The organism is Corynebacterium mustelae, assembly GCF_001020985.1.
GTDB lineage: Bacteria > Actinomycetota > Actinomycetes > Mycobacteriales > Mycobacteriaceae > Corynebacterium > Corynebacterium mustelae.
Window position 1 is genome coordinate 1,377,070 of record NZ_CP011542.1, and the last position, 23,482, is coordinate 1,400,551.

General features: G+C 52.4%; 21 protein-coding genes and 1 riboswitch. Of the genes, 15 read left to right on the top strand and 6 right to left on the bottom strand.

The window, feature by feature from the left end:
• Positions 1 to 6: 6 nt before the first annotated feature.
• Positions 7 to 1,503, top strand: coding sequence for an Asp-tRNA(Asn)/Glu-tRNA(Gln) amidotransferase subunit GatA (gatA, locus tag CMUST_RS06415; protein WP_047261821.1), 1,497 nt, complete (start codon positions 7 to 9; stop codon positions 1,501 to 1,503).
• A gap of 92 nt (positions 1,504 to 1,595) precedes the next feature.
• On the opposite strand, the gene CMUST_RS06420 is transcribed toward gatA, so the two are convergent.
• Complete coding sequence (locus CMUST_RS06420; protein WP_052844563.1) at positions 1,596 to 2,069, bottom strand: SMI1/KNR4 family protein; 474 nt, start codon at positions 2,067 to 2,069, stop codon at positions 1,596 to 1,598.
• 185 nt (positions 2,070 to 2,254) lie between these two features.
• Between CMUST_RS06420 and CMUST_RS06425 the strand changes: the two genes are divergently transcribed.
• From CMUST_RS06425 to CMUST_RS06445, 5 genes are read left to right on the top strand one after another with little or no spacing between them, the layout of a single operon-like run.
• Positions 2,255 to 2,776, top strand: coding sequence for a CbrC family protein (locus CMUST_RS06425; protein ID WP_047261822.1), 522 nt, complete (start codon positions 2,255 to 2,257; stop codon positions 2,774 to 2,776).
• A 36-nt stretch (positions 2,777 to 2,812) separates the two neighbouring features.
• Positions 2,813 to 3,571 (top strand): SMI1/KNR4 family protein, encoded by a 759-nt coding sequence (locus CMUST_RS06430; RefSeq protein WP_047261823.1) that lies wholly within the window; start codon positions 2,813 to 2,815, stop codon positions 3,569 to 3,571.
• Positions 3,568 to 3,969: a hypothetical protein gene (locus CMUST_RS06435; protein ID WP_047261824.1), complete on the top strand. Its 402-nt coding sequence runs from the start codon at positions 3,568 to 3,570 to the stop codon at positions 3,967 to 3,969. The genes CMUST_RS06430 and CMUST_RS06435 overlap by 4 nt, the downstream gene beginning before the upstream one ends.
• A 19-nt stretch (positions 3,970 to 3,988) precedes the next feature.
• Positions 3,989 to 5,242, top strand: a complete 1,254-nt coding sequence (locus CMUST_RS06440; protein ID WP_144414140.1) for a hypothetical protein — start codon at positions 3,989 to 3,991, stop codon at positions 5,240 to 5,242.
• Positions 5,229 to 6,134: a hypothetical protein gene (locus tag CMUST_RS06445; protein ID WP_144414141.1), complete on the top strand. Its 906-nt coding sequence runs from the start codon at positions 5,229 to 5,231 to the stop codon at positions 6,132 to 6,134. The genes CMUST_RS06440 and CMUST_RS06445 overlap by 14 nt, the downstream gene beginning before the upstream one ends.
• Before the next feature lie 270 nt (positions 6,135 to 6,404).
• Here CMUST_RS06445 and CMUST_RS06450 read toward each other — a convergent pair whose 3' ends face one another.
• Positions 6,405 to 6,905, bottom strand: a complete 501-nt coding sequence (locus tag CMUST_RS06450; protein ID WP_047261827.1) for a hypothetical protein — start codon at positions 6,903 to 6,905, stop codon at positions 6,405 to 6,407.
• A gap of 970 nt (positions 6,906 to 7,875) precedes the next feature.
• Positions 7,876 to 8,376: a hypothetical protein gene (locus tag CMUST_RS06455; RefSeq protein ID WP_047261828.1), complete on the bottom strand. Its 501-nt coding sequence runs from the start codon at positions 8,374 to 8,376 to the stop codon at positions 7,876 to 7,878.
• Between the two features lie 924 nt (positions 8,377 to 9,300).
• On the opposite strand from CMUST_RS06455, the gene CMUST_RS06465 reads away from it, so the two are divergent.
• The gene (locus CMUST_RS06465) at positions 9,301 to 10,242 is read left to right on the top strand and encodes a tetratricopeptide repeat protein (RefSeq protein ID WP_047261829.1); all 942 of its coding nucleotides are present in this window, start codon (positions 9,301 to 9,303) and stop codon (positions 10,240 to 10,242) included.
• A 137-nt stretch (positions 10,243 to 10,379) separates the two neighbouring features.
• On the opposite strand, the gene CMUST_RS06470 is transcribed toward CMUST_RS06465, so the two are convergent.
• Positions 10,380 to 11,612: an RtcB family protein gene (locus CMUST_RS06470; RefSeq protein ID WP_083987443.1), complete on the bottom strand. Its 1,233-nt coding sequence runs from the start codon at positions 11,610 to 11,612 to the stop codon at positions 10,380 to 10,382.
• Positions 11,613 to 12,202: 590 nt separating this feature from the next.
• Positions 12,203 to 12,400: riboswitch (cobalamin riboswitch) on the top strand.
• 493 nt (positions 12,401 to 12,893) lie between these two features.
• Positions 12,894 to 13,412, bottom strand: a complete 519-nt coding sequence (locus CMUST_RS06480) for a GNAT family N-acetyltransferase (protein WP_047261831.1) — start codon at positions 13,410 to 13,412, stop codon at positions 12,894 to 12,896.
• A 169-nt stretch (positions 13,413 to 13,581) separates the two neighbouring features.
• On the opposite strand from CMUST_RS06480, the gene CMUST_RS06485 reads away from it, so the two are divergent.
• The gene (locus CMUST_RS06485) at positions 13,582 to 14,643 is read left to right on the top strand and encodes an NAD(P)-dependent alcohol dehydrogenase (protein WP_047261832.1); all 1,062 of its coding nucleotides are present in this window, start codon (positions 13,582 to 13,584) and stop codon (positions 14,641 to 14,643) included.
• A 100-nt stretch (positions 14,644 to 14,743) separates the two neighbouring features.
• On the opposite strand, the gene CMUST_RS06490 is transcribed toward CMUST_RS06485, so the two are convergent.
• The gene (locus tag CMUST_RS06490; protein ID WP_047263440.1) at positions 14,744 to 15,067 is read right to left on the bottom strand and encodes a hypothetical protein; all 324 of its coding nucleotides are present in this window, start codon (positions 15,065 to 15,067) and stop codon (positions 14,744 to 14,746) included.
• 195 nt (positions 15,068 to 15,262) lie between these two features.
• Between CMUST_RS06490 and CMUST_RS06495 the strand changes: the two genes are divergently transcribed.
• From CMUST_RS06495 to CMUST_RS06525, 7 genes are all read left to right on the top strand, one after another.
• Complete coding sequence (locus tag CMUST_RS06495) at positions 15,263 to 16,309, top strand: FecCD family ABC transporter permease (protein ID WP_047261833.1); 1,047 nt, start codon at positions 15,263 to 15,265, stop codon at positions 16,307 to 16,309.
• A complete protein-coding gene (locus CMUST_RS06500) occupies positions 16,306 to 17,073 on the top strand; it encodes an ABC transporter ATP-binding protein (protein ID WP_047261834.1) in 768 nt (255 codons plus the stop codon). The genes CMUST_RS06495 and CMUST_RS06500 overlap by 4 nt, the downstream gene beginning before the upstream one ends.
• Positions 17,074 to 17,116: 43 nt before the next feature.
• The gene (locus tag CMUST_RS06505; protein WP_047261835.1) at positions 17,117 to 18,193 is read left to right on the top strand and encodes an ABC transporter substrate-binding protein; all 1,077 of its coding nucleotides are present in this window, start codon (positions 17,117 to 17,119) and stop codon (positions 18,191 to 18,193) included.
• 220 nt (positions 18,194 to 18,413) lie between these two features.
• A complete protein-coding gene (locus CMUST_RS06510; protein ID WP_047261836.1) occupies positions 18,414 to 19,655 on the top strand; it encodes an MFS transporter in 1,242 nt (413 codons plus the stop codon).
• 91 nt (positions 19,656 to 19,746) lie between these two features.
• Positions 19,747 to 20,988 (top strand): MFS transporter, encoded by a 1,242-nt coding sequence (locus tag CMUST_RS06515; RefSeq protein ID WP_047261837.1) that lies wholly within the window; start codon positions 19,747 to 19,749, stop codon positions 20,986 to 20,988.
• Positions 20,985 to 22,154 carry a hypothetical protein gene (locus tag CMUST_RS06520; RefSeq protein ID WP_047261838.1) on the top strand — a complete coding sequence of 390 codons (1,170 nt, stop codon included), beginning with the start codon at positions 20,985 to 20,987 and terminating at the stop codon, positions 22,152 to 22,154. The genes CMUST_RS06515 and CMUST_RS06520 overlap by 4 nt, the downstream gene beginning before the upstream one ends.
• Complete coding sequence (locus CMUST_RS06525) at positions 22,151 to 23,470, top strand: hypothetical protein (protein ID WP_144414142.1); 1,320 nt, start codon at positions 22,151 to 22,153, stop codon at positions 23,468 to 23,470. Before CMUST_RS06520 ends, CMUST_RS06525 begins: the two co-directional genes overlap by 4 nt.
• The last annotated feature ends 12 nt before the right edge of the window (positions 23,471 to 23,482 follow it).

The following is a 23,482-nucleotide window of genomic DNA, read 5'->3' on the forward strand; positions in this document are numbered from 1 at the left end:
GGTTTCATGACTAATAAATACCTCGTAGGCGCAGCTGGTTCCTCCGAACTGACCAGCATGACTGCGGCGGAATTGGCCGCGAAGATTCATAGCCGCGAACTAAGCTCGGTTGAGGTCACCCAGGCACACCTTGACCGTATCGGCGAGATTGATGGGGATATCCACGCGTTCCTCCATGTGGGTACTGAAGAGGCACTCGCCGCCGCCGCTGATGTTGACAAGAAACTTGATGCAGGCGAAGCTCCAGCTTCACCATTGGCGGGTGTGCCACTTGCGCTTAAGGATGTTTTCACCACCACCGATGCGCCGACCACGTGTGCGTCGAAAATATTAGAAGGTTACATCGCGCCTTACGATGCAACGGTGACCAAGAGAATCCGGGAAGCTGGCATTCCGATTCTTGGTAAAACCAACATGGATGAATTCGCTATGGGCTCCTCCACCGAGAACTCTGCTTTTGGGCCGACCCATAATCCATGGGATCTGGAACGCACCGCTGGTGGTTCCGGTGGTGGCTCTTCTGCCGCATTGGCATCTGGTCAGGCGCCGCTTGCGATCGGAACGGACACTGGTGGTTCCATTCGCCAGCCTGCCGCGCTCACCAATACCGTTGGTGTAAAACCCACCTATGGCACTGTGTCCCGTTACGGTTTGGTTGCGTGTGCTTCCTCCTTGGATCAAGGTGGCCCGACTGCACGCACCGTGTTGGATACAGCCCTGCTGCACGAAGTAATTGCAGGCCACGACCGCTTCGATGCTACCAGCGTTAATCGGCCGGTAGCACCAGTTGTTGAAGCTGCTCGTGAAGGTGCCCATGGTGACTTGAGTGGGGTCCGAGTTGGCGTCGTAAAGCAATTCGATCGGGAGGGCTATCAGCCGGGTGTGCTGGAACAATTCCACAAAGCCGTGGCGCAATTGGAATCCCAGGGCGCAACTGTAGTGGAAGTGGACTGCCCACACTTCGATGACGCGCTTGCCGCATACTATTTGATTCTTCCGTGCGAAGTGTCCTCAAACCTCGCACGTTTCGACGGCATGCGTTACGGCCTGCGGGTCGGCGATGACGGGACTCGTTCTGCCGAGGAAGTCATGGCGCTGACCCGTGCCGCTGGTTTCGGCCCGGAAGTTAAACGCCGCATTATCTTGGGCACTTATGCGCTGTCGGTGGGCTACTACGATGCCTACTACCTGCAAGCCCAGCGCGTGCGGACGTTGATCGCGCAAGATTTCGCAGCTGCTTACGAAAAATGCGATGTTCTTGTCTCACCAACAACCCCGACCACGGCTTTCAAACTCGGGGAGAAAATTTCCGACCCGTTGGCGATGTACAACTTCGACTTGTGCACCTTGCCGCTCAACCTCGCTGGTCTTTGCGGCATGTCTTTGCCTGCCGGATTGGCTTCTGACACGAACCTTCCGGTGGGTCTGCAGATCATGGCTCCGGCATTCGCCGACGATCGGTTGTACAAGGTAGGCGCAGCTTTCGAAGCTGGCTTGGCCTAATTAATGAGTCGGTAACGCCGCCTTAAGAGAACAATTACTTTCTTAAGGCGGTGTTTCGTTACGATTTTTGCTTTTCGACGCTACCTGTGCCGCTAATCCAACCGGAAGTCGGTGGGACAGAAGCGAAGATTGCTGATAAAACGCGTAAAGGACGGCGCGATGTAGCAGGTGTCGGCGGTGTCGCGGTCATAATAGGCAATGCGATGATCTTGGACATCGATACAGAGATAGTTGCCAAGCCAATCCATGCCAAACGGCAGGAAGTTACGGGGCACCTCGCCGGTTTTCCATTCTTCGGCCACGCGTCCTTCCAACGTAAAATCCGGGTCGTCGCCAAAGTCCTTGCTGTAGCGAAACGGAATGAAATCCTTGATTTCTATCTCGGGGATGTTCTCGCAGTGGTATTCCGGATCGATGACCACCAGCGACAACGTCGGATAACCACCGTTCCACCGTGCAAAATGGTTGATGAAATCCTCTGGCAGGTCAACCTCCAATGTTTCGGCGATGGTACGGATTTCGTCCTCAGTTATCTGCTTTTCGGTGTTTTTAAATTCCAATGTCATGGTGCCATCCATAAAGTTTTTAGGTGAGCTCAGTAAAAAACACCCATAAGTCTACGTGGTCTTAGCTGGGTTTTCGTCAAAACTAAACCACGAACACCTGATCCTTTTCTTATCGCTCGATCTCATGTCAGGGTGGTAGGTTACACTCTGATCCGAAATGGAAAAGCCCACGTGAGAGGTTAATTGTGTCTGATTCTTCTAATGCAACCACGTTGCCAGTATTCAAGTATTTCGCCGACCCCGTCGCGGCCAAAGTTTTCGAGGAAGACCCGACCGCAGTATGCCCGTGTTGTGAGAAACAAACTGGGTGGATCTACACGATGGAACCATATGGGGAAGACGAAATCGAGGACATTTGTCCGTGGTGCATCGCCGACGGAAGCGCTGCGGAGAAGTTCGATGTGGTTTTCAACGACACTCCCAGCGATGTTCCAGACGACGTTGCGTCCGAGATTGAGGAGCGCACCCCGGAATTCCCGTCGTGGCAGCAAGGCATGTGGTTAAGCCACTGCGATGATGCGTGCGTATTCGTCGGTTCACCCGATTGGGAGCAGCTGCAGCAGATGCCGGATATTTGCCAAGAGTTGTTAGACATTGGGCATACAGAAGCCCAGCTTCGGATGCTAGGGGAGGACTCGCCCTGGTCAGCCTATGTTTTCAACTGCCTGCACTGCGGCGAGCAACTCGTATATTCTGATTCTGATTAACTGATAGCCAACAATCACAAAATAGCGGAGAAACCGATGCCCGTGGATCAAATCGCAACAGCCGTAGCGCGTGTGGAAACTGCACTTGGTTGCCCGCTGCCATCTGATTTTCGTGACTTTGTTTTATCCCCTGAACACGCCGATAGCGTTGAAACGGTCTCGTTTCTAGATCAGGTCGATTCCGGGGTGTGGGATGAAGATTTCCCCTTCGAACCCCACCCGCATCGGTTTGATGTGGATAGTGCAATCACAAAGATCATAGAATCTGACGATATGGATGAGGGGTTCGCCCAGCTTAACGCGTTTTTGGACGAGTCTTTTGATAAGCCTGCCCGCCGGGGCGCCGTAGTGTTGGGGGAGGATTTCTGCACCGACGATCGCTATCTTTTAGTGCTGCGTGGTCTATCCCGTGGGCAGGTGTGGTTTTCCGCGATTAATTACAACCAGGTTCTGGTTACCCCGGTACACCACCCCGTCACTGGCTCACCGTTGGGGTTTAGCCAATGGTATCAGCTGTGGCTTAATCCCTACCGGCTCACGGCACAAAAGCCTAAGAAACTCAATGAAGCTGGCATTGCACACGTCCGATTATTAAGCCCGGAGACACAAACCGCGTTGCAATATCATGCCGCGCATGGCCAATTGCGCGGACTTGCCGAATCTGCGATCAGCCGGATTAGAAAGAAAACCGATGTGCCGGAATCTGCGGAGTTCCTCGATCCGTACTCGAATCAGTGGAAACCGGTACGCAAAGCCGTTGTCGCAATATGGCTAGGCGGGCAGATACCGCAATGACAAATCCTGCTACATCACGCCCGACCTGCATGGCGCCGGACACAGAACACTTCGCGTATTGGTGTTCTGAGGCAACGCGAGTTCGTGGCAGCGATCCAGTGGCGGAGCTGGAAGCGTTGTCACACGCCGTGGACTCGGGCGATCCGTGCCGAATTGATTGCGATTTCTTAGCGATATACACGCGGCTATCCCATCTTTTAAAAGAGTTTCCGCACCTAGCTCACCAATACCTTGGAACGGAACGTGATGCGTTAGAGGCCGCAGTGTCTCAGGCGGTCGCCGACCCGCACGTTCCCGCGGAAACGTTGCGTTCGCTATGGCGGAAACTGCGCCAAACGGGCAAGCCTTTTGATTCGCTTGAGCGTCATGTAGCTGCGGCAATGGGGGATGGGGGATAGCGCGGCACTCAACCAGCTCATGACGGAATTGCCCGCCTTCGAATCGGAAACGCACTCTGCCCACCAGCACTTTATGCGCGTTGCCGACTACTTGGATGCCTATGTGGATCAGCCACCTCAGGTAAGCGAGGTCGCCAAATTATTGCGGTTTGTGGGGCGTCGACAAGCACTACCGCCGTATTATGGTTTCGCGCTTATTATCGAACTTTTAGCCGTTTTAGCAGCACAATTGCCGTGGCTTGTCATGCATGGCTGCATTTCAGTCGTGCAATTGTTAAAGCTCACCAAGCCCCAGCCCTGGTATTTCTCGCTGCCGCAACTAACCATCAGCGGTCGCGTTTTCGCGGAGGTCAGCACCAGGACCACCGTGGATGTTATCCAGTGGGCTGCGGAAATCGCTACCTACTGTGCTTCGCTTTTCGACGCCCGGCTAAGCCCCACCGCCACCGGGTTCCGCGACGCGGTGTCACGTCAGCTCGACCAACAACCGCCACAACCACCTAGTGTCGATACAGTTTTTCCGGCCCCCGATTCTGTCCCGGTAACAACCACCGATGATTATTTTTACCAACTAAAACTTTCAATCTACGACATCGAACGTGAGGTGACACAACGCCCCACAACTGAACGTCACTTGCGCCTTATAGAACTATATGACGACCTTGGGTGGCAGAGCGTGGCTGGCTGCGCGGTGCTAGAACTGGCCAGAACAACCACCAATCCGATTGAGCAGTTTTCACTTATGGAACGCGCCTATGGATATTTTGATAACGCGGAGCGACTCCAACCAGTAGATCTTTCGGCCGAATTGGTGCGGCTCGGGCGTGAGATCGCCACCACCGGCGAATGCCGTTACCTGGCGTGTGCGTTGCTTACTCATGCATCCGCATTGACCTATTACACAGATACAGAAATGCCAGCGATTATGGCAGTAATCGACGAAGCAGCAACAGTTGCCACCACTATCGACGATGGTTCTTTTCCGCCAGAGCGATTTTTGCAGTTGAAAGCATCTGTTGCGCTTGCGTGTGACGACCCCGAATCAGCTTTCCAATTCTATGAACACGCAATTGCGGAACTGGTGGCGAAAGACCAGTGGGATGACGCGGTTGAATTAGCACTACGGGTAGCGACTTTATGTGACATAGATGAACGCAAAACTATTGCACTATTAGCCGACCTTCGCGACAATCCGGCCCTACCCGATATGCGGTTATACGGCCGACTCGCGGGTGCTACCCACGATATAATTGCTGGTTATGACGATGCGTGACGGTGACAAGAGCGGTGTAACTGTTGCCGGTTCCGGGGAAGCAGAACCAGCCGGAACCACCTATCAAGATACTTCAACAGAACTACACCCCGATAGGCACAACACCGCGTCTGGATATTCAGTTCCCGGCCAACTTGAGAATGCTGATGCCAATCTCGCGTCACTTCTTTCTTTTGTGCAATTGCGCCCTGGAATGTACATAGGAATCCATGACATACATGCACTAGCGGCTTTTATCTCTGGGTTTTCCATGGCGGAGTTTTGTGGTGCAGCTGTGGATTGCTCTGTTCTTGACGGCTTTCATGATTGGGCTGCTGCGAAATATGGCTTCCGTGAATCAACCGCCGGTGCTTACAACATCATCCATGCGTGCACCCCACACGGCGGCGATCCGTTGCACAATTTCTTCCGTGATTTTGCGGAGTTTTTATTAACCGATGTGGAGCGAAACACCACGTGGGAACCGTCGTGGCGAAATGGCCCCAGTAAATTCTCCGGTTCATCACGGGGAGAAGCGGATTTTGGTGCTTCCACCGCCCGCGAGATCGCCGCTGAGGTGGCGAAAACCCACAATGGAAAGCTGCTTACCCCCTATATGGTTGAGCTAGGCGATTCTTGTAGGGTGACCATTTCCTACAGTTGTTTCCTCACGAAGCCGCAATTAGACATCATTGCCTGCATCGACATTCCTGCGGAACTGGAAGCACCAGAATCTGAGCCCTACACGGTGCGGCTAAGCGGTAAAAGCTTCCCGGAACTGAAGTATCAGTTTGTGCAACCAGGAACACTCATCACAGTCCCAAAAAATCCCGATGATTGTGTCGTGATGATGAACGAAGCCTGCGATTTCATTGACAAACACATTATTCCGTTGTGCACACAAACGTCCTAGCAAAAGGCCGAAACGAGATAGCTGAGTTTTTGAAAACGTGGCACAAACTAATTCCAGCGGTGTAAATAGCGGGCAGCTAACCCGCATGATTCACGCTACGGCGGAGGATTTTCAGTTTCCTGTCGCGAAGGTGATTGAATCGTGCATAACGTGTACAACGTACAAAGGCGTACACCGAGCTAGCGCCGTCTGATGCGGCGAAATCCCTGTGTCTTGATGCGATGCGAATTACTGGACTTGCCCTGCTTTTCGACGCCCATGTCGCCCAGATTAAGCAAGGTTTGTCTGGGTGATCCATAGCCAGAGCAAAATTACCAGGGTAAGTACAGCAATGAAGAGTGATAAGCCGCACCCGATGAAAAGTCTGGTTGGTTTCCTATTTTCTAATCTATTGTTTTCGGAATTAGGATATGGATTCTTCCCACTAATTTCTCGTAAAAATGGTAGAAAAGTTCCTGTTTTTAGCGGCAAAGAATAACCCTTAAGTCTAAACCAATATGTGATTATAAATAAAGAAATTGTAAAGAAAACTGCCGTTATTAATCGAGGTATTTTTTCTGCAACTAGCCAAAAATCCGGGAAAAAGATTGCACTTAGCAATCCTCCTGGAATTAAGCCGACGGTGAAAGAAAGAGTGAGTTCAAAAATGAAATACCAACCACCAAATGGATGGTTTTTCAATTCTTTCTCTCGTTCTTTTCGATAGATATAAAGGTAGAAAAAAGACGGAATTATCCCTAAGGATACGAAGATGGTGGGAAGAAAAGACATCTGGGTAATTTTGCTTTTTATTAGAAGGGGACGTTTGGCTTTAGTTCACGTTTTTCTCTTTAGAAGCGATTGTGCGACCTTTGCTCTCATTCGTCAATTTTTACATTTTGCGGCCCCGCAGCGTCTAATAATGCCGTATCCGCCGGACCGTCAATTACAGGCCCAAAAGTTGTATTGAGGGTGTACGGACAAGAATTCGCTTCAAGTATAGGTGGAGGTGTTGCGAAGTGAAAACGCTTACGTGGTAAAAACCGACATGAGGGTCGAACTATCGAAAAGTAATGAGGTTTGTGATTGGTTGAAAGGATGCAAGCTGGTTTCTTTGAACTGCGCTTGATGCTCTCAAACAGATTGATGATGGAACCTGCTACCACTGGAAGGTCGATTCTACGTACATCACAACTACTGCGGCAAAGGCAATTCATAAATGAAATCTCTCTGATTTTTCTTGGTCCTGTTAATGATTTGGTTAGGAACCCAAATCATTGTGTGGGGCTTCTCAGAAATAGTCCTGCAAGGCAGCAATCTAGAGCGTTCACTAAAACTTGACGCTTGACATACAGCCAGCGTAGAAGCATGATTGTCTGAGTCCAACATGTTGCGGCACGCTGATGCGAGCGAAGGTCATGGTGCTTGCGGTGGGTTTGAAGCCAGGCGTTGATAGTGCGTGCAGTAGAAATTAGGACGAAAAAGTGTGGCACAATAACGAAACACGCGGGCGTTCCTTTCAGTTTGATTTTCTTTTGACAAAAAACAACGCTGATAGATCTTTACGCGTGTCTTTCGTTATGGCACACCCGTCAAAGCCCCAAAACTACAGGTCAAAAATTCGCACACGTTTCCCCGGTGAGAAAACCTCAATGATGGGGGCGTACCGAGCTAGCGCCATTTCATGAGGCGAAATCCTTGTGGCTTGACCTGATGGAAATCGCTGGATTTGCTCTGCTTTTCGACGCACGTTTCGCGCAGATTAAGCAAAGTTTGTCTGGGTGATCCATAGCCAGAGCAAAATTACCAGAGTAAATACAGCAATGAAGAGTGATAAGCCGCACCCGATGAAAAGTCTGGTTGGTTTCCTATTTTCTAATCTATTGTTTTCGGAATTAGGATATGGATTCTTCCCACTAATTTCTCGTAAAAATGGTAGAAAAGTTCCTGTTTTTAGCGGCAAAGAATAACCATTAAATCTAAACCAATCCGCGATTATAAGTCCGGAAACCGTAAAGAAAACTGCCGTTATTAATCGAGGTATTTTTTCTGCAGCTAACCAAAAATCCGGGAAAAAGATTGCACTTAGCAATCCTCCTGGAATTAAGCCGACGGTGAAAGAAAGAGTGAGTTCAAAAATGAAATACCAACCACCAAATTGAAGGTTTTTTAGTTCTTCTTCTCTATGTTTTTGATAATGGTGGATGTAGAAAAAAGACGGAATTATACCCAAAAATACGAAGGTGATGGGTAGGAAAGACATTTGGGCAGTTGTCCTTTTATTAGATAAGGTATATTTGGCTTTAGTTCACGTTTTTCTCTTTAGAAGCGATTGTGCGTTGTTTGCTCTCATTCGTCAATTTTTTACAATTGCGCGACCCGTATCGTCTAGTAGTTCCGTATCCACAAAACCGCCAATTACAGTTCCAAAAGGCGTGTTGAGGGTATGTAGACGGAATTCGCTTCAGCCGCAGGTGAAGATGGTGCGAAGTTAGAATGTTTCTGTGATAGAAAACCGACGAGATGGGCGAACTATCGGAAGTTAATGAGGTCCGTGTCTGTCTGAAAGGATGCAAGCTGGTTTCTTTGAACTGCGCTTGATGCTCTCAAACAGATTGATGATGGAACCTGCTACCACTGGAAGGTCGATTCTACGTACATCACAACTACTGCGGCAAAGGCAATTCATAAATGAAATCTCTCTGATTTTTCTTGGTCCTGTTAATGATTTGGTTAGGAACCCAAATCATTGTGTGGGGCTTCTCAGAAATAGTCCTGCAAGGCAGCAATCTAGAGCGTTCACTAAAACTTGAAGACATGGAGCTCTACATCAAGGTTCTTGTCTATACGCTTTTCCCGTTGCCGCTTGCTGTTGTGCTTGCCCGTCGCCTGGTTGAAAAAATAAGACGTTGAATGTAGAGCATCCTGCACAGTTATAAGCGGCAAGGTTGCAGGCGGTAACAACGAGGGCGTTGTTATGGAATCAAGTGATTTTTTATGGCGCCAATCACATTGAAACCGCCAACGGTGTGCCGTCGAAAAGCAAAGGCTTAGGTAATCTCGGCAATGTCTGGGAACATTTACGGGCGATGACGTTCAGGTGCGCGTCTTTTATATTGAAACGCTGACGTTGTGGTGGTTTTGGCATTAAGGTAAAGGCGTCAATCGTTGAACAATGGAGTAGGTAATGGCGTGGTTTAATTCGAAATTGGAAAATCAAGCTTTAGAGGCATTTGACCAGGGTAATCTTGAGTCGGCAAGTGAATTGTATCTGCAGGCGATAAAAGAAAAGCCGCTACGGATCGATTTTTATTACATGGCTGGGTTGTGTTTTAAATATTTGCGGAAGTGGGAGGAATCCTTAACCTATAACCTTCAAGCAATTGAGCTGAACGACGAAATCGATGAGGCCGCCCACTGGAACGCAGCGATTGCGGCGACTGCCTTGGGGAAATGGGATATTGCCCGCAAGGTGTGGAATGCGGTTGGTATGCCGATCACCGAGGGCGAGGGGGAGATTGTTGAAAACTTTGGTTTCGCGGTTATCTATCTGAATCCGTGGGGTGCGGGCGAAACACTATTCGCGGAGCGTATCGACCCGGTGCGGGCACGCATTGTCAATGTTCCGTTCCCTAAAAGCGGGCACCGGTACGGCGATATCGTATTGCATGATGGTGCCCCGATTGGTCAGCGCGAAGCGCAGGGGCAGACGTTCACTATTTTCAATGAAATGCAGGTGCTGGAACGTTCACCGTATCTGACTTATAACGTCACAGTCACTGCTGAATCACCGGAGGATAGCGCTGCGCTCACAGAACTTGTGGAACCCACTGGGGGAATGGCGGAAGATTGGACCCGGACCACGTCTTATTTGTGTAAGAAGTGCAGTTATGGAGTGCCGCACGACGATGATGACCACGACCATGACTTGGCAGCGGAAGACCAGTGGGTTACAGAGCGCGAATTTGGCATTGGCATGGCAAGCCGCGAGAAACTCGACGAGATCCTTTTAGAGTGGGAAGCAAACGGCCCAGGCCGCCGCGTGATTGACATAACGCTTGAGGAGTATCCGCTTCCGGAGCCGGAAGATGGGCAAACTTGGTGGCTCGGGTTGGATGGGGAGCACTAGACATTTCTGGTGCTAATTAGGTTAACGCGGTGAAACGTGTGGACGGTTAGAAGCTTTTCGACACGTGGTGTGTAGGTGCCCGTCCGGGATACGTCGAAAAGCAAACCGCACCGATTGGTGCATCGGTGCGGTAGGGGTTATGTACCTTTCACGTTGAGGATCTGCCGCAGCTTGTGCTTGATCTCAACGAGGTCGGCGGAATCCGCCATGACCTGGTCGATATCCTTATAAGCGTCCGGGATCTCGTCGACCCATGCGTCGCCGTGGCGATACACGATTCCCTTCATTCGGGATTCAAGATCATCCACGTTAAAGCGACGCCGCGCCTCCGTGCGGGAGAACCGGCGACCCGCCCCGTGCGGTGCAGACCGCAGCGAACCGACATTTCCCTTGCCTTCCACAACGTAGGAGGCGGTTCCCATCGAACCGGGGATCAACGCATACCGGCCCTCATCGGCGCGAACTGCGCCTTTCCTAGTCAGCCACACCGTTCGGTTGCAGTGCTCTTCCCGTTCGGTGTAGTTGTGGTGGCAGTTGATCCGCTGAATTTCCTCCACCTTTTCACCCATGAATTCAGACAGGCAGGTGTTAAACCGGTCCATCATTTCTTCGCGGTTTTCAAAGGCAAAACGCTGTGCCCAGTGCAGATCCGTGATGTAGGAATCGAACTCGGGGGTGCCGGTGACGAAGTACGCCAAGTCGTTATTGGAAATCGGAATCCACCACTTAGCCATGAGTTCCTGAGCGATCTCAATGTGCTTACGGGCGATCTTATTTCCAACACCGCGGGAGCCGGAGTGCAGGAACATCCATACGTTATCCTCTTCGTCGAGGCACAACTCAATGAAGTGGTTACCACCACCAAGCGAGCCCAGTTGCAGCCGCCACTTAGGGGAGTGGGACAGATCGACGCCGGTATCTTCGGCCAGTTTTGCCAGCTCACGGCACCGCTTCTCGGCGGAGCCGCCCATCACCCAGCCGTTGTAGTTTCCAGGTGACAGTGGGATCGCCGCTTCGATCGCGTCGCGCAGCTTCACCAGGTCTTTGCCTTCTAAGTCGGCAGCGGTGAACTGGGTGCGTACCGCGATCATTCCGCATCCGATGTCCACACCCACAGCTGCGGGGATGACGGCGTCGATGGTGCCGAAGACGGTTCCCACCGAGGACCCCAAGCCGGTGTGTGCGTCCGGCATGAGTGCTACATGTGGGTAGATGAACGGCAGTTTTGCCAGTTCCTTTGCCTGCTCCATGGTGGAGTCTTCGATTTCGGAAGCGAAACACACCACGTTAGCTGGGGTGTCCTTCAAGTGACGGTTCAAGTAATTGGCATTGGGGCGTTTTGCGCCCTTACCACGATATTTGCGTGCCATTACACGCGTGCTCCTTTCAAGGAAAAAGTTTCAAGTTATCTGTCTGTCACGGCAAAGGCTTGAATAAGGCGTACAAAAAATCGCCGCGGACTACAGACGATGTGCAGTGTGCGGCGATAAATTCTTGCGCTTGACTGTGGCTAATGTGATTGATTCACCAAAGCTTTGGCAGCCACTTGCGGATTGGGTACACGCCGCGAGGGGGACGGGAGCGTCAACTGTTGTTGGCTCAAATGCTCATTGAATAGCTGTTTATGGTCTAACATGTCGTCCCTTCCTTTCTGGTTACTCGCGGGTTTAAAGTGTGCTCGATGCACAATTAAAAACTACTAGTGCAATATGGCATCAACGGCAAGGGCTTTACCCCCGGTGTGTGCCAGGTGTTTTTCGCTTGTCGACGCGCGCAACATGTGCGGCAACTGGGGAAATGCGGCGAAAAACATGAATGTGAGGAAAGCGAAAATTTGGGGCGACAAGGGGTAATTTTTGCGGCCAATTGGATGCTGCGGAAAGCATGACCAACTGCGGTGGCTAACCCCAAAAGGTGGTGTTGCGACCTGGGGCGGGTGGGGCGATGGTAATGTTTTTAACGCACTCAGAAGTGAGCTGGTGAAGCTGAATGTGTGTAAGGCTTCATGGGAATCCGGTGAAAAACCGGAACTGGCGCGCAGCGGTGAGTGGGGACCGCCCCATCCAAAGGCCACTGGCTTTTTACAAGCTGGGAAGGCGTTGGGGGATAAACGGGATGATCCACAAGTCCGAAGACCGACCAGCTCTGACCATCTTGTGGCCCTCGCGTCTAGGTGCTACCTGATTCTCGATGTGTGACTGTAACAAGTTTCGCGTTGAGGGGAGTGGGACGAATGCTTTCGCCCCGATTCACTCCATGCATCAGCATAGGTCCATTGCATTGGATGCCGTCTTGTGCGGTATCGGGTGTGGTGCTCCTGCGTGCTGCCTGTTCAAGTTGGGTGTTTAACGAGTAGCACTCGTCACCGACTGTCAGCTGTGACGATCGTCCCAGCACTCAACTTGTGGGTACCAGTGCGAATGCTTATACCTAACCAAATTTCACTTCAGGTGAGGGTTCGCCGCCAGTAAATACAAGAGTGCTTTTCCCACTCCCAAAGTATTCTTGTAGTGCGGTGAGTTCGTGAAATTTGAGGGAAAGACTCGCATATTAGATGCGCAATGCCCACCAAGGGTGCACAGCGTGGTGAATTGTGAGCGCCACGCCGTGCAGACCAAGGTGGGCATTGTTTTATACGATCGGCTTTTCGGTTATGCCAAAAGATCTGATGGTGGTGTGAAATTGATGGCCAGGGTGTAGTAGCCGGTTTCGTTATCGAAGCAGACTTCTTTGAAACCTACTCGGTTGTATAACTTGTGTGCGCGGGGATTATCTTGCCCCACGCACAACGAAATGCCGCGTGCACCGAGTTCCTTGGCCAACTCGATTGTGTTTAACAGGAGTTTTGTTCCTAGCCCTCTATTTCTAAAACGCTCTTCCACTGCGATGCACAGCTCGGGAACTCCCTCTAACACGTGGCCATAACCATGATTGGTGGCTGTTCCCCATCTAATCCACACCCCGCCGGCGGGGATACGGGTGGTGTCATAAGCGACGAATCCGCCGTTTTCTGGTTGCCACTCGTCGACGTAATAGCGGACATCATCTAAAAACCCCTCGCAGACTTCGGCGGTTTCATCCCCTCGAACATCGGTTATGTAATTCAGCCGTGCGATATAGGTTCGATCCGATTCAGTTGTTTCAACGATAGTGAAGTTTCTGCTGGTCATAATCACCTAGGGTATCTTAAAAATTGCTAAGTATGCAGTTGGTATTTACTCATAAATGTATGCCTATAAATACATCCATTTCCCACCGTATCCACTATTGCTTGCTGATCGATACAATGGGGGTAACCGATTGTTTAGGCTGCCTCACCAATTACATAAGGAGATTATGATGCCGATTCCGGCCAAAGTGCTTCAGAAAACCAGTCCCGACAGCCCATTTCAGGTAGCCACCATTTCCCGGCGTGATCCTCGGCCAGACGATGTAGTAATTGAAATTCGGGCGGCGGGTATTTGCCATTCAGATATTCACACCATCAGAAACGAATGGGGACCAGCCCATTTTCCGTTGACGGTCGGCCATGAGATCGCAGGCGTGGTTACTGCGGTAGGTGAGGACGTTACCCGCTGGTCAGTTGGCGACCGGGTCGGGGTTGGGTGCTTGGTTAACTCCTGTGGCACCTGCGCGGAATGTGAGGCGGATCAGGAACAAAACTGCCTCAACGGTGCGGTTGGAACATACAATTCTGAAGATGTTGATGGCACGATCACTCAAGGTGGCTATGCGCAAAACATCGTGGTGAACGAGAAATTCGTGTGTAAGCTTCCCGATACTCTCGATTTTGATGTTGCCGCTCCGTTGTTATGTGCCGGTATTACCACATATTCGCCGCTTGCTACGTGGGACATTAAACCTGGCGATAAAGTTGCCATCGTTGGTTTAGGTGGTTTGGGGCACATGGGGGTCAAGATTGCCAAGGCACGCGGTGCCGACGTAACAGTGCTGTCGCGTTCCTTGAAGAAAGCCGACGCCGCTGCAGCTCTTGGGGCTGATCGCATCTTGGCTACCACGGAGGAAGGATTTTTTAAGAAACACCGGGGTGAGTTTGATTTCATTCTGAACACGGTGAGTGCCACTTTGGATGTGAACGCTTATTTAGGATTGTTGAAACCGCGCGGGGTAATGGTTGTTGTTGGCTTGCCGCCGGAAAACCAGGAGCTGGGTTTTTATGCCTTGATTATTGGCCGAAAAGTGCTCACTGGCTCAAATATTGGTGGCATTAAAGAGACTCAGGAGATGTTGGATTTCTGTGGTGAACACGGTCTGGGAGCGGAGATAGAAAAGATCGGCGTTATGGATGTCGACGCCGCCTATGAGCGAGTTATCGCAGGGGATGTTCAATTCCGCTTTGTTATTGATACCAGCACCTTCGACGATATTGCTGCTGAATAACTAGATCCGTTAACAGTCGTAGCTGATAATAACTACCGGTTACGGCTGTCTTTTGTTTCTTGCGGTAGCTAGGCGGCCGATTAGCTACCACCATATTTATTTATTCTCTATTGTCGCTTAAAACGGCGGCCGCGACTGCGGTTGCAGCGGTGACAGTTAGAACGGCAGGCCAGGCTCCGATTTTCTTAGCTAATGGGTGGGATAGGCCGAATGCGGTGACGTAAGCGGTGGATAGGGCAGCGGTGAGTGGCACACCACCTTTGGCATACCAAGAGCGTCCCGCCCATGCGCCAGCGGCGGCAAGCACCGCGCCACCAAGTGGTCGAATTCCAGTTTCGCGGGCGCACAACCAGCCACCGATAAGGCCGGTTGCGACAACAGCTGAGGTGGTGACGTCTAACGCAGGTTTTAATTGAATGGTCATGCCATTAACGGTACCGCGTTTGCGGTGAGTGGTGGTTTTTGGTTCTATCCGGGGGCACGGGTATGGGGCATATGGAAGTAGTAATCGGCCAGAAAAGATTGGGTTATTGAAAAACATTTGTTTAGGCTTGTAGATGGGATAGGTTCAAAAGCTCCTATCCCATAAGTTCGTATAGCTAAAGACTTAAGGAGTGGTGTGAGCACACTAGGTCGCAAGCTCGCCGCCCCTGTGCTGTTTGTTGTGCTTCTTGCAGCGATTGCGGTGAGTTTTGTCATCTCCTTAACGTTTGGCTCAGTCGATTATTCCCGTGCGGCAGTTTGGGAAGTGGTGGTAGCGCACCTACAAGGTGGTAACGGGTCTGATCAGGCCGTTGATTCCATCGTGTGGGAATTGCGTGCGCCGCGCGGGATTTTGGCGATTATTGTTGGTGCGGGACTCGCGTTGGCGGGTGTCGCTATGCAAACACTGGTGCGTAACCCATTAGCGGATCCCTATTTATTAGGTGTTTCTTCGGGCGCATCGGTGGGCGCGACGGCAGTAATCACGTTTGGTATTTTCTCTTCCTTCGGCCTCTATTCGCTCTCTGTGGGCGCATTAATAGGCGCGTTGGTTGCCACCGCAACCGTGTATGGAATCACTATGGCTCAAGGCGGACTCACACCGCTTCGGCTGATTCTTACCGGTGTGGTGCTATCGGCAGCTTTTTCAGCATTGGCTAGTTTCCTGGTATTCAAAGGGCCAGATGCCCGCGCCGCTCAAGGCGTGATGTTTTGGATGTTGGGTTCTGTAGCTGGTGGGCAATGGAACAAGGTGTTATTGCCCAGCATTGTCGTCGTGGTTGCGTTCGCGGCCTTGATGTTTTTATCCAATCACCTAGACGCCCTAGCCGCAGGGCCGGATACCGCTGCGGCGCTCGGCGTGCGGGTGGGGGTTTTACGCCAAGTCCTGTTCTTCATCCAGGCGCTCCTGGTGGGTGCGATGGTTGCAGTGGCAGGCGGCATCGGTTTTGTCGGTTTGGTGATTCCGCACTTGGCTCGCATGATGGTGGGGTCGCTGCATAGGCGACTACTTCCGATTGCGATGGCAACGGGTTCACTGTTTTTGATCTGGGTGGATGTGATTGCCCGGATTGCTGCGCCGCCGCAAGAAATCCCGCTCGGTGTTGTCACTGGTGTGTTGGGAGCTCCGCTGTTTTTGCTGTTGATGGCTCGCGGCAAGTATTCCTTTGGAGGAAATACATGAGCCAACTGGAGATTACAGATGTGTCCGCTGGAATCGGGCACACAACTATCGTTCGTGACGTGAATTTTGAGGTTTCTCCTGGCACCATGACCGCCCTGGTGGGCATTAATGGTGCAGGTAAATCTACATTGTTGCGGGCGATTGCAGGGATCACTGCGCCGCATGGTGGCAGTGTGATGTTAGACGGCGTATCGGTTCATTCGATGCGGCCGCGCCACCGGGCTCAACAGTTAACGCTGGTTGGGCAAGAGGAAAGCCCTCCGGGTGATCTGACAGTTTCCGAAATGGTGGCTTTGGGTCGACTCCCGCACCTGAAATCTTGGGAGATCGGCGGCAAGAAAGAGCAGAAAATCGTCATGGATTCCTTGGCGTTAGTCGGTTTGACCGAGGTTGCTGATCGTCCATGTGATCAGTTGTCTGGTGGTCAACGTCGACGCGCTCTTCTTGCCCGTGGTTTTGCACAAGGCACCGATATGGTGTTGTTGGACGAACCTACGAATCATTTGGATGTGCACCATCAATTGCATCTGCTCAAGGTGCTTAAAGAATCTGGTCGCACGATCCTAGCCACAATTCACGATTTGGACTTGGCGATGGCTCACTTTGATCAAGTGGTTGTTTTGCACGAGGGAACCATGCTTGCAGCAGGGGACCCTGAGGAAGTCCTTATCCCGGAAAACCTGCGCAAAGTATTCAATGTGCAGGCATTTTGTGCGAGGTTGCCTGAAATGACTAACCCGCACTTAATTATCGATTCACTGTAGTCGTGCCCTAGCGGCGCGACTGAAAACCCAAGGAGAACACATAATGCGTATCAAAAAGGCAGCAGCCGTAATCGCGTTATCATCAGTTGTACTTTCCGCTTGCTCCGATACTGGTAGCTCTACAGCTACCTCCGCTAGTGGTGAGGCCGGTGCCGCAGGTGGCATCACCATTGAAAACTGCGGTCAAGAAGTAACCTATGAGGCCACCGACGACTTGTTCGTCAACGATGGCAATATCATTTCCATCGCGTTGGCTGCTGGTGCCAAGGACAATATCAAGTACGTGTCCTCGGTCCAGCGGGATATGGATATCCTCAAGGCAAAGTACGGTGCGGACGTCGAAAAGCTTAACGACGTTGCAAAGGAATACCCATCGTTGGAGGAAGTCGTATCCAAGCAACCCGATATCTTCGTTGCTGGCTGGAACTATGGCTTCAACGAGGGTAAGAACCTCACTCCGGAAACTTTGAAGGAACAAGGGATCAGTTCCTACATTCTGACTGAATCGTGCCGTCAAGACGGCACCGACAAGCGGGGAATTGTCGACCCATGGGAGGCCGTGGAGATCGACGTGAATAATCTCGGCGCCATGACCGGCAATGAGGAAACCGCCCAGAAAGTTGTTGCGGATCAGCAGGAACGCCTGGCCAAGCTCAAGGAAGCGCAACAGCCAGAGAAAGCCCCGGTCGCCTTCGTCTTCGATTCTGCTTCGGACACCATTTTCACCTCAGGCAGCTTTGGCGCACCGGAGGCAATCATCACGGCCGCCGGTGCCAAGAACGCCGCGAGCGACATCAAAGACACCTGGACCACCGTCGGTTGGGAACACCTCACGGCGAACACCCCAGATGTTTTTGTGTTCGTGGAATACCCCGGTCAAGAATTTGACGAGAAAGTAAAGATCCTCAAGGAGCACCCAACCACCAAGGATCTGCCAGCCGTGAAGGAAAACCGGTTTATCAACCTACCGTACGCTATGTGGACCTCAGGCCCACTGAACATCGACGCTGCTGAGCACGTGCGCAAAGGTCTGGAGAAGTTCGGCTTGGCTCCTGAATCGGATATCAAGCCGCAGCTGGAATTGCCGGAATCCGTTCCTGGAAAAGAGTATTTCCAGTAACCAACACTTTAAGTACCTAACACAGCAGCCGGTCCCAACTGGGACCGGCTGTACCATTGCGCGCCTAGGCGGGGAAGATTGCCACTGGAAACCGTGATCGTCTTTGCTGGTACTTTGGTATTGTCGCAGCGTCATCGGCGCATCCAATTACGCATTCTTCCGTGGTGTGTCATAGCGACGATTTTCATTAGGAAAGCATCTTTTAACAAAAGGCATTATCATGACCGCATCGTCATCATCCCGTCAGCGTCCGTTCGCTGCGTGGTTATATCTGGGATCGGCGCTGAGTTCGTCGTTAGGCAACTCGGTGGCCAATATCGTGTGGCCGTGGTTGGTTTTGCAGCGCACCGGCGATCCGGCTGCCGCCGGTTTGGTCGCCACCATCATCTTTATCCCGTCGATAGTGTTCGCCCTGGTCGGTGGGCACCTCATTGACACCATCGGCCGCAAGCCTATGAGCATTATTTCGGATACGATTTCCGCCGCGTCGGTGGTGGGACTGATCCTGGTGGATTGGTATCTCGGCCTTAACCTCTGGTGGTTTATCATCATCGGAATCATCGGCGCGGTGGGGGATATCCCTGGTGCTGCCGCCCGGAATGCCCTGGTCGGTGAGGTTTCGGCGACCTCGGGCAAATCTTTGGACTGGCTCGCAGGTGTGAACCAGGGATTGATGGGGATTAGCTTCTTCATTGGGCCAGCCGCCGCTGGAATCCTATTGACCGTGTTGCCGGTGTCGAGCATTCTGTGGATCACCGCTGGCTGCTCCGGGTTGGCCGCAGTACTCACCATGCTAATTCGCCTGAATGCGGTACCAAATACAGATGGAAGCCAAGAAAACGTTTTTCAAGGCTGGCGTGCGTGGCTGACCATTATCGCCGACGCGCCCATCCGACTGCTGGCGATTTCCGGCGGTATCGCACAGATTCTGGTGATGCCATACTTGATGGTGCTGTTGCCTGCCCATTTCGAAAGTATTGATGCGCCAGCTTCAATGGGATTTGCGTTCTCCGCCTACGCGGTGGGCATGGTGATTGGTGGGGTGTGTATCGCACGCGTAGGAACGGCACGCCGCCGCTTCCTATGGACGATAAGCACGGTGCTATACACAATATCTTTCGTGCTGATGGCGTGGCTGCATAATTCCTATGCAGTGATTGCGGGAATGGCGATTGCCGGCCTCGGTAGTGGCTTCCAGGGCCCACTGATCACGGTGCTGGTCACCGAATACGTTGTAGAATCTCTGCGGGGGCGTGCATTTTCGCTATTTACTGCGATTAGTCTCTTCGCGGCACCTATTGGCTTGAGTATCACCACTGTTGCACTTGGATTTGTGGATATCTACGCGGTGGCAATTGGCTGTGCCATACTGTGGGCGATAGCTGCGGTCTGGTTCATCGCGGAAGGTATGCGCGTTATCGCCGATCCCGACCGCACGCCTGAAGCGGTACCCGAGCACTAGTCACATGTGATACGCCATTCTCCGGCGACGGCAAAAACGCAAGTGTTAGGGTTGATGTGTGAGTTAAAAAATCAATGCCAAAGGTTGCATCATGACCGTTCCTGTATCAACCGCCCATCGCCCCGCTGTTGCTTGGCTGTATCTGTTATCGGCGTTGAGCTCCGGGTTGGGAAATGCCGTATCTAATATTGTGTGGCCGTGGTTGGTTCTCCAGCGTACCGGTGACCCGGCCGCCGCTGGTCTGGTGGCGACCTGTATTTTTGTCCCCTCAATCGGGTTCGCCATTGCTGGCGGAAGTTTCATTGACAGGTTCGGCCGCAAACCCATGAGCATCATTTCCGATACGATCTCGGCGTTATCGGTGGTGGGCTTGATCGCGGTGGATGTGTATCTCGGTTTGAATCTCACGTGGTTTATCATCATCGGAATTATCGGCGCAGTGGGGGATATTCCCGGGATGGCGGCCCGCACAGCGCTTGCTGGCGACGTGTCTGCGGCGTCCGGCAAAGAATTGGACTGGTTGGCCGGAGCGAACCAGGCGATCCTGGGGATCAGCCTATTCGTCGGCCCAGCAGTGGCGGGTGTATTGCTCACCGCCATACCGATATCGAGTATTCTGTGGATCACCGCTGGTTGTTCCGCGTTTGCGGCGCTGCTTACCGTGTTTATTCGGCTTCACCCAGGTGCGTCCGACGTGCAAACCGAAACCCAAGAAAATGTTTTCTGCGGTTGGAAATCGTGGTTTCGCATCGTCGCCGACGCCCGGGTGCGGCTGCTTGCCATCTGCGGCTGGATCTTTAACATCCTCGCCATGCCGTTTTTGATGGTTCTTCTGCCCGGGCATTTTGAACGGGTCAACGAACCGATTCCGATGGGCTTGGCGTTATCGAGCTACGCGGTGGGCATGGTTATCGGTGGCGGCATAGTGGCGAAAGTGGGAACTGATAATCGCCGTCGACTATGGACCATCTCCATGTTGCTGACAACCGTGGGCTTCTGTTTGTTAGGGTGGCTGAGCAACTCCTACGCCGTCATCGCTGGAATGGCGATCGCCGGTGTTGGTTCCGGGCTGCAAGGCCCACTGGTAACGGTGATCGTGACCGAGAATATTTCGGAAGCGCTGCGCGGCCGGGCATTTTCACTGTTCAACGCCATAAACTTGGTGGCAGCGCCGCTGGGGCTATCCATAACCACCATCGTGTTGCGGTTTACTGATATTTACCCAACCGCCATCGGTTTCGCCGGAATATGGGCCGTTAGTGTCGTCTGGTTCATCGCAGAGGGGCTGCGCGTTATGGGCACCAAACAACAACAAGAAGAAGCGACAGTGTGAGCGTCGACAAGCGAAAACTACCAACACTAGAACAACTACACAACGGCGAGCGGCTGCTTATCGACGCCCCCACCACGCCCGAAACCACGCCCGCGCGACAGGCCATCGCTGCTGCGTTTGACCTGTGGGAACGAGGTGAAAACGCCGGTGCGCTGGAAACTACCGCTAAGGCCGCACGCCTTGCAGCAGACGACCCGGCGGCAAAGATGCAGGCAGCGCTGTTGCGGGCGTTGATTACATTCGACGATGACCTTATTGCCTGTACGGCTGCCGCCGATGAATGCTTCGACCTGGCAGAGGCGCATGATCTGCCGCAGGTGCAAGCCCAAGCAAAATACGTCAGCGCCAGGGCACACCGGTTCGCAGGCCAACGCACAGGCGCCCCGGAACTTGTGTGCGAGGCGATCACCATATGCGAGGAGGCGCTGGAAACACTTCGGGGTAAAACGGAGTGCTTCGACCTGGAAGCAGAATTCATTGAGGCCTATCAAGACATAGACCCACACGCTGCCGCAACGTATGCCACCACACTTGCCGAGACAGCAACCACGAATGAGCACAAGCAGCGCGCCTTTTTCCTAGCAAGCTGGGCATTTCTTGCGGCAGGGGACGCGCAACGTGCCTTAGGTGCTGCGGATGAACTCGCCGCCGTGGCCCGCACTAGCCTTTATACAGCGCCGCTAGACCGGCAACGCGAAGCCGCCGAAGAACTGTATTCCTGCCTTGAACACGCAGCGAAAATGCGGCGATTCCTCCCCACGCCCATTGCCGATGCGGAGTTTCACACGGCCATGCGGCTTATCGACGAAGCCGAAACCATAACCCAGAGCTACCTCATTGACGAGGATTTCTCCGCAACGCACTGGCAGCGAACCACCGCCACCACGCGGGGCGATCTCAGTTGTCGACTGGGTCGTTACGACGAAGGCATGGCCATGCTTGCCGACGCCGAAGCCGCCGCGATCGCCGCCGACTGCTACCAAGAAGCCAGCCGAATCAACACCATCATGCGTGATTACGCGAAATTACACGACAAACCGGCAACAGTACGAGCACTGGCGAAACGAACATTAAACTACATGTGCCATGGGGGCGAATGCCACGATGACGCATTTTGGGAAACCGCCCAGGCAGAGGCCACCGCTGATTTATCATGGTCTGCGTGACCGACGCGAAACATGGTGGTGAACTTAACTGCGATCCGACAGAATCCCTTCCCACTTCAACGCAATTGCGCGCCGGGATGGATACCTACGACCACCGCGGTGAAGCCGTCGGCACGGATGCCGGACGTCAAGCGGCGTATCAATTATGGCCGATCAGCGAAAAGATGACAGAGTGGCAGGAGATTGAATCGCTGATAAACCGAACACTAGCGTGCGAAACCGCCGATCTGCTAGGAGTTAAAGCCCACTGCTTCGACATTGCGCTATCAACAACCGGCGATACTAACGATTACTACCAGTGGTGGGATACACACAATCACAACTGCATCGATTTTGCCCGCAACCACCAGTTGTGGCGGCTGTATTGCAAGGCTGTGGCGAAACGAATCGAACGCGAAAATGATCGCATCTACCGCCATGCCACTGGTAATACCAGCATTGATCGTGAGGAAATCCTCGCCCGCCAACGCGACATAATAGGCTTCGGTGAGGCGGCATTAGCAACCGCTCCAAGCAATGCCGGATACATTTTTCATTCACTCATTGGGGTTTATCGGTCCTTTGGTGGTAAGCCTGCGCAACGTGCAATCATTGATCGGTGGATTGCTGCGGCGAGTGATCCACGGGAGCTTTACGAGGCCTATTTTTGGGGATTTTTCAACACTGAACCAGATGCGTGTTGGCCATATGCACGTCACGCGGTTGAAATTGCGGAACAGATGGTGCACACCGCTAAACCCGATGACCTTCACGACGCCGCGATGATGCTGTGGCATTGCCACCGGGAAGTGGCAACCAAGAATTGGTTCAACGCTCAGCTACCGGAAAATATGGTGCAAAAATCACTTAGACATTTCGATAAATCGATCACGGTGATTACCACTTATCTCGCCGATTCAGAAGGGTACCTGAGTATGCTGGTGGGCTCCTATATGGAGCGTGGGGATTTTTGTAAACAACATCACCGATACAGTGCCGCGCGGCGAAATTACCGTACAGCGGTGCGGCTTTCGGAAGAGTACGCCCAGGTCATGGCTGGAAACGCTTTAGATGAACACGAATCGTTCAACCTCATAGACGCGTGGCTAAAAATCGCTTATATTGACAAACACCGGAACAAACCACAGCTCGTGGCCCACACCCGATACGTTGCTGACGCACTCATCAACACACTACCTATAGATGAAGAACTACTACCGTTCTACCGTGACAAGCTTGAAGAACTATCGCAATGGTGCGACCAGCACCAATACCCGGCCAAGCGGCCGCGAACACGACAGCCACGGCGCACGAAACACCGGAAAACGAAGAGATAAGAAAGGCTAAGT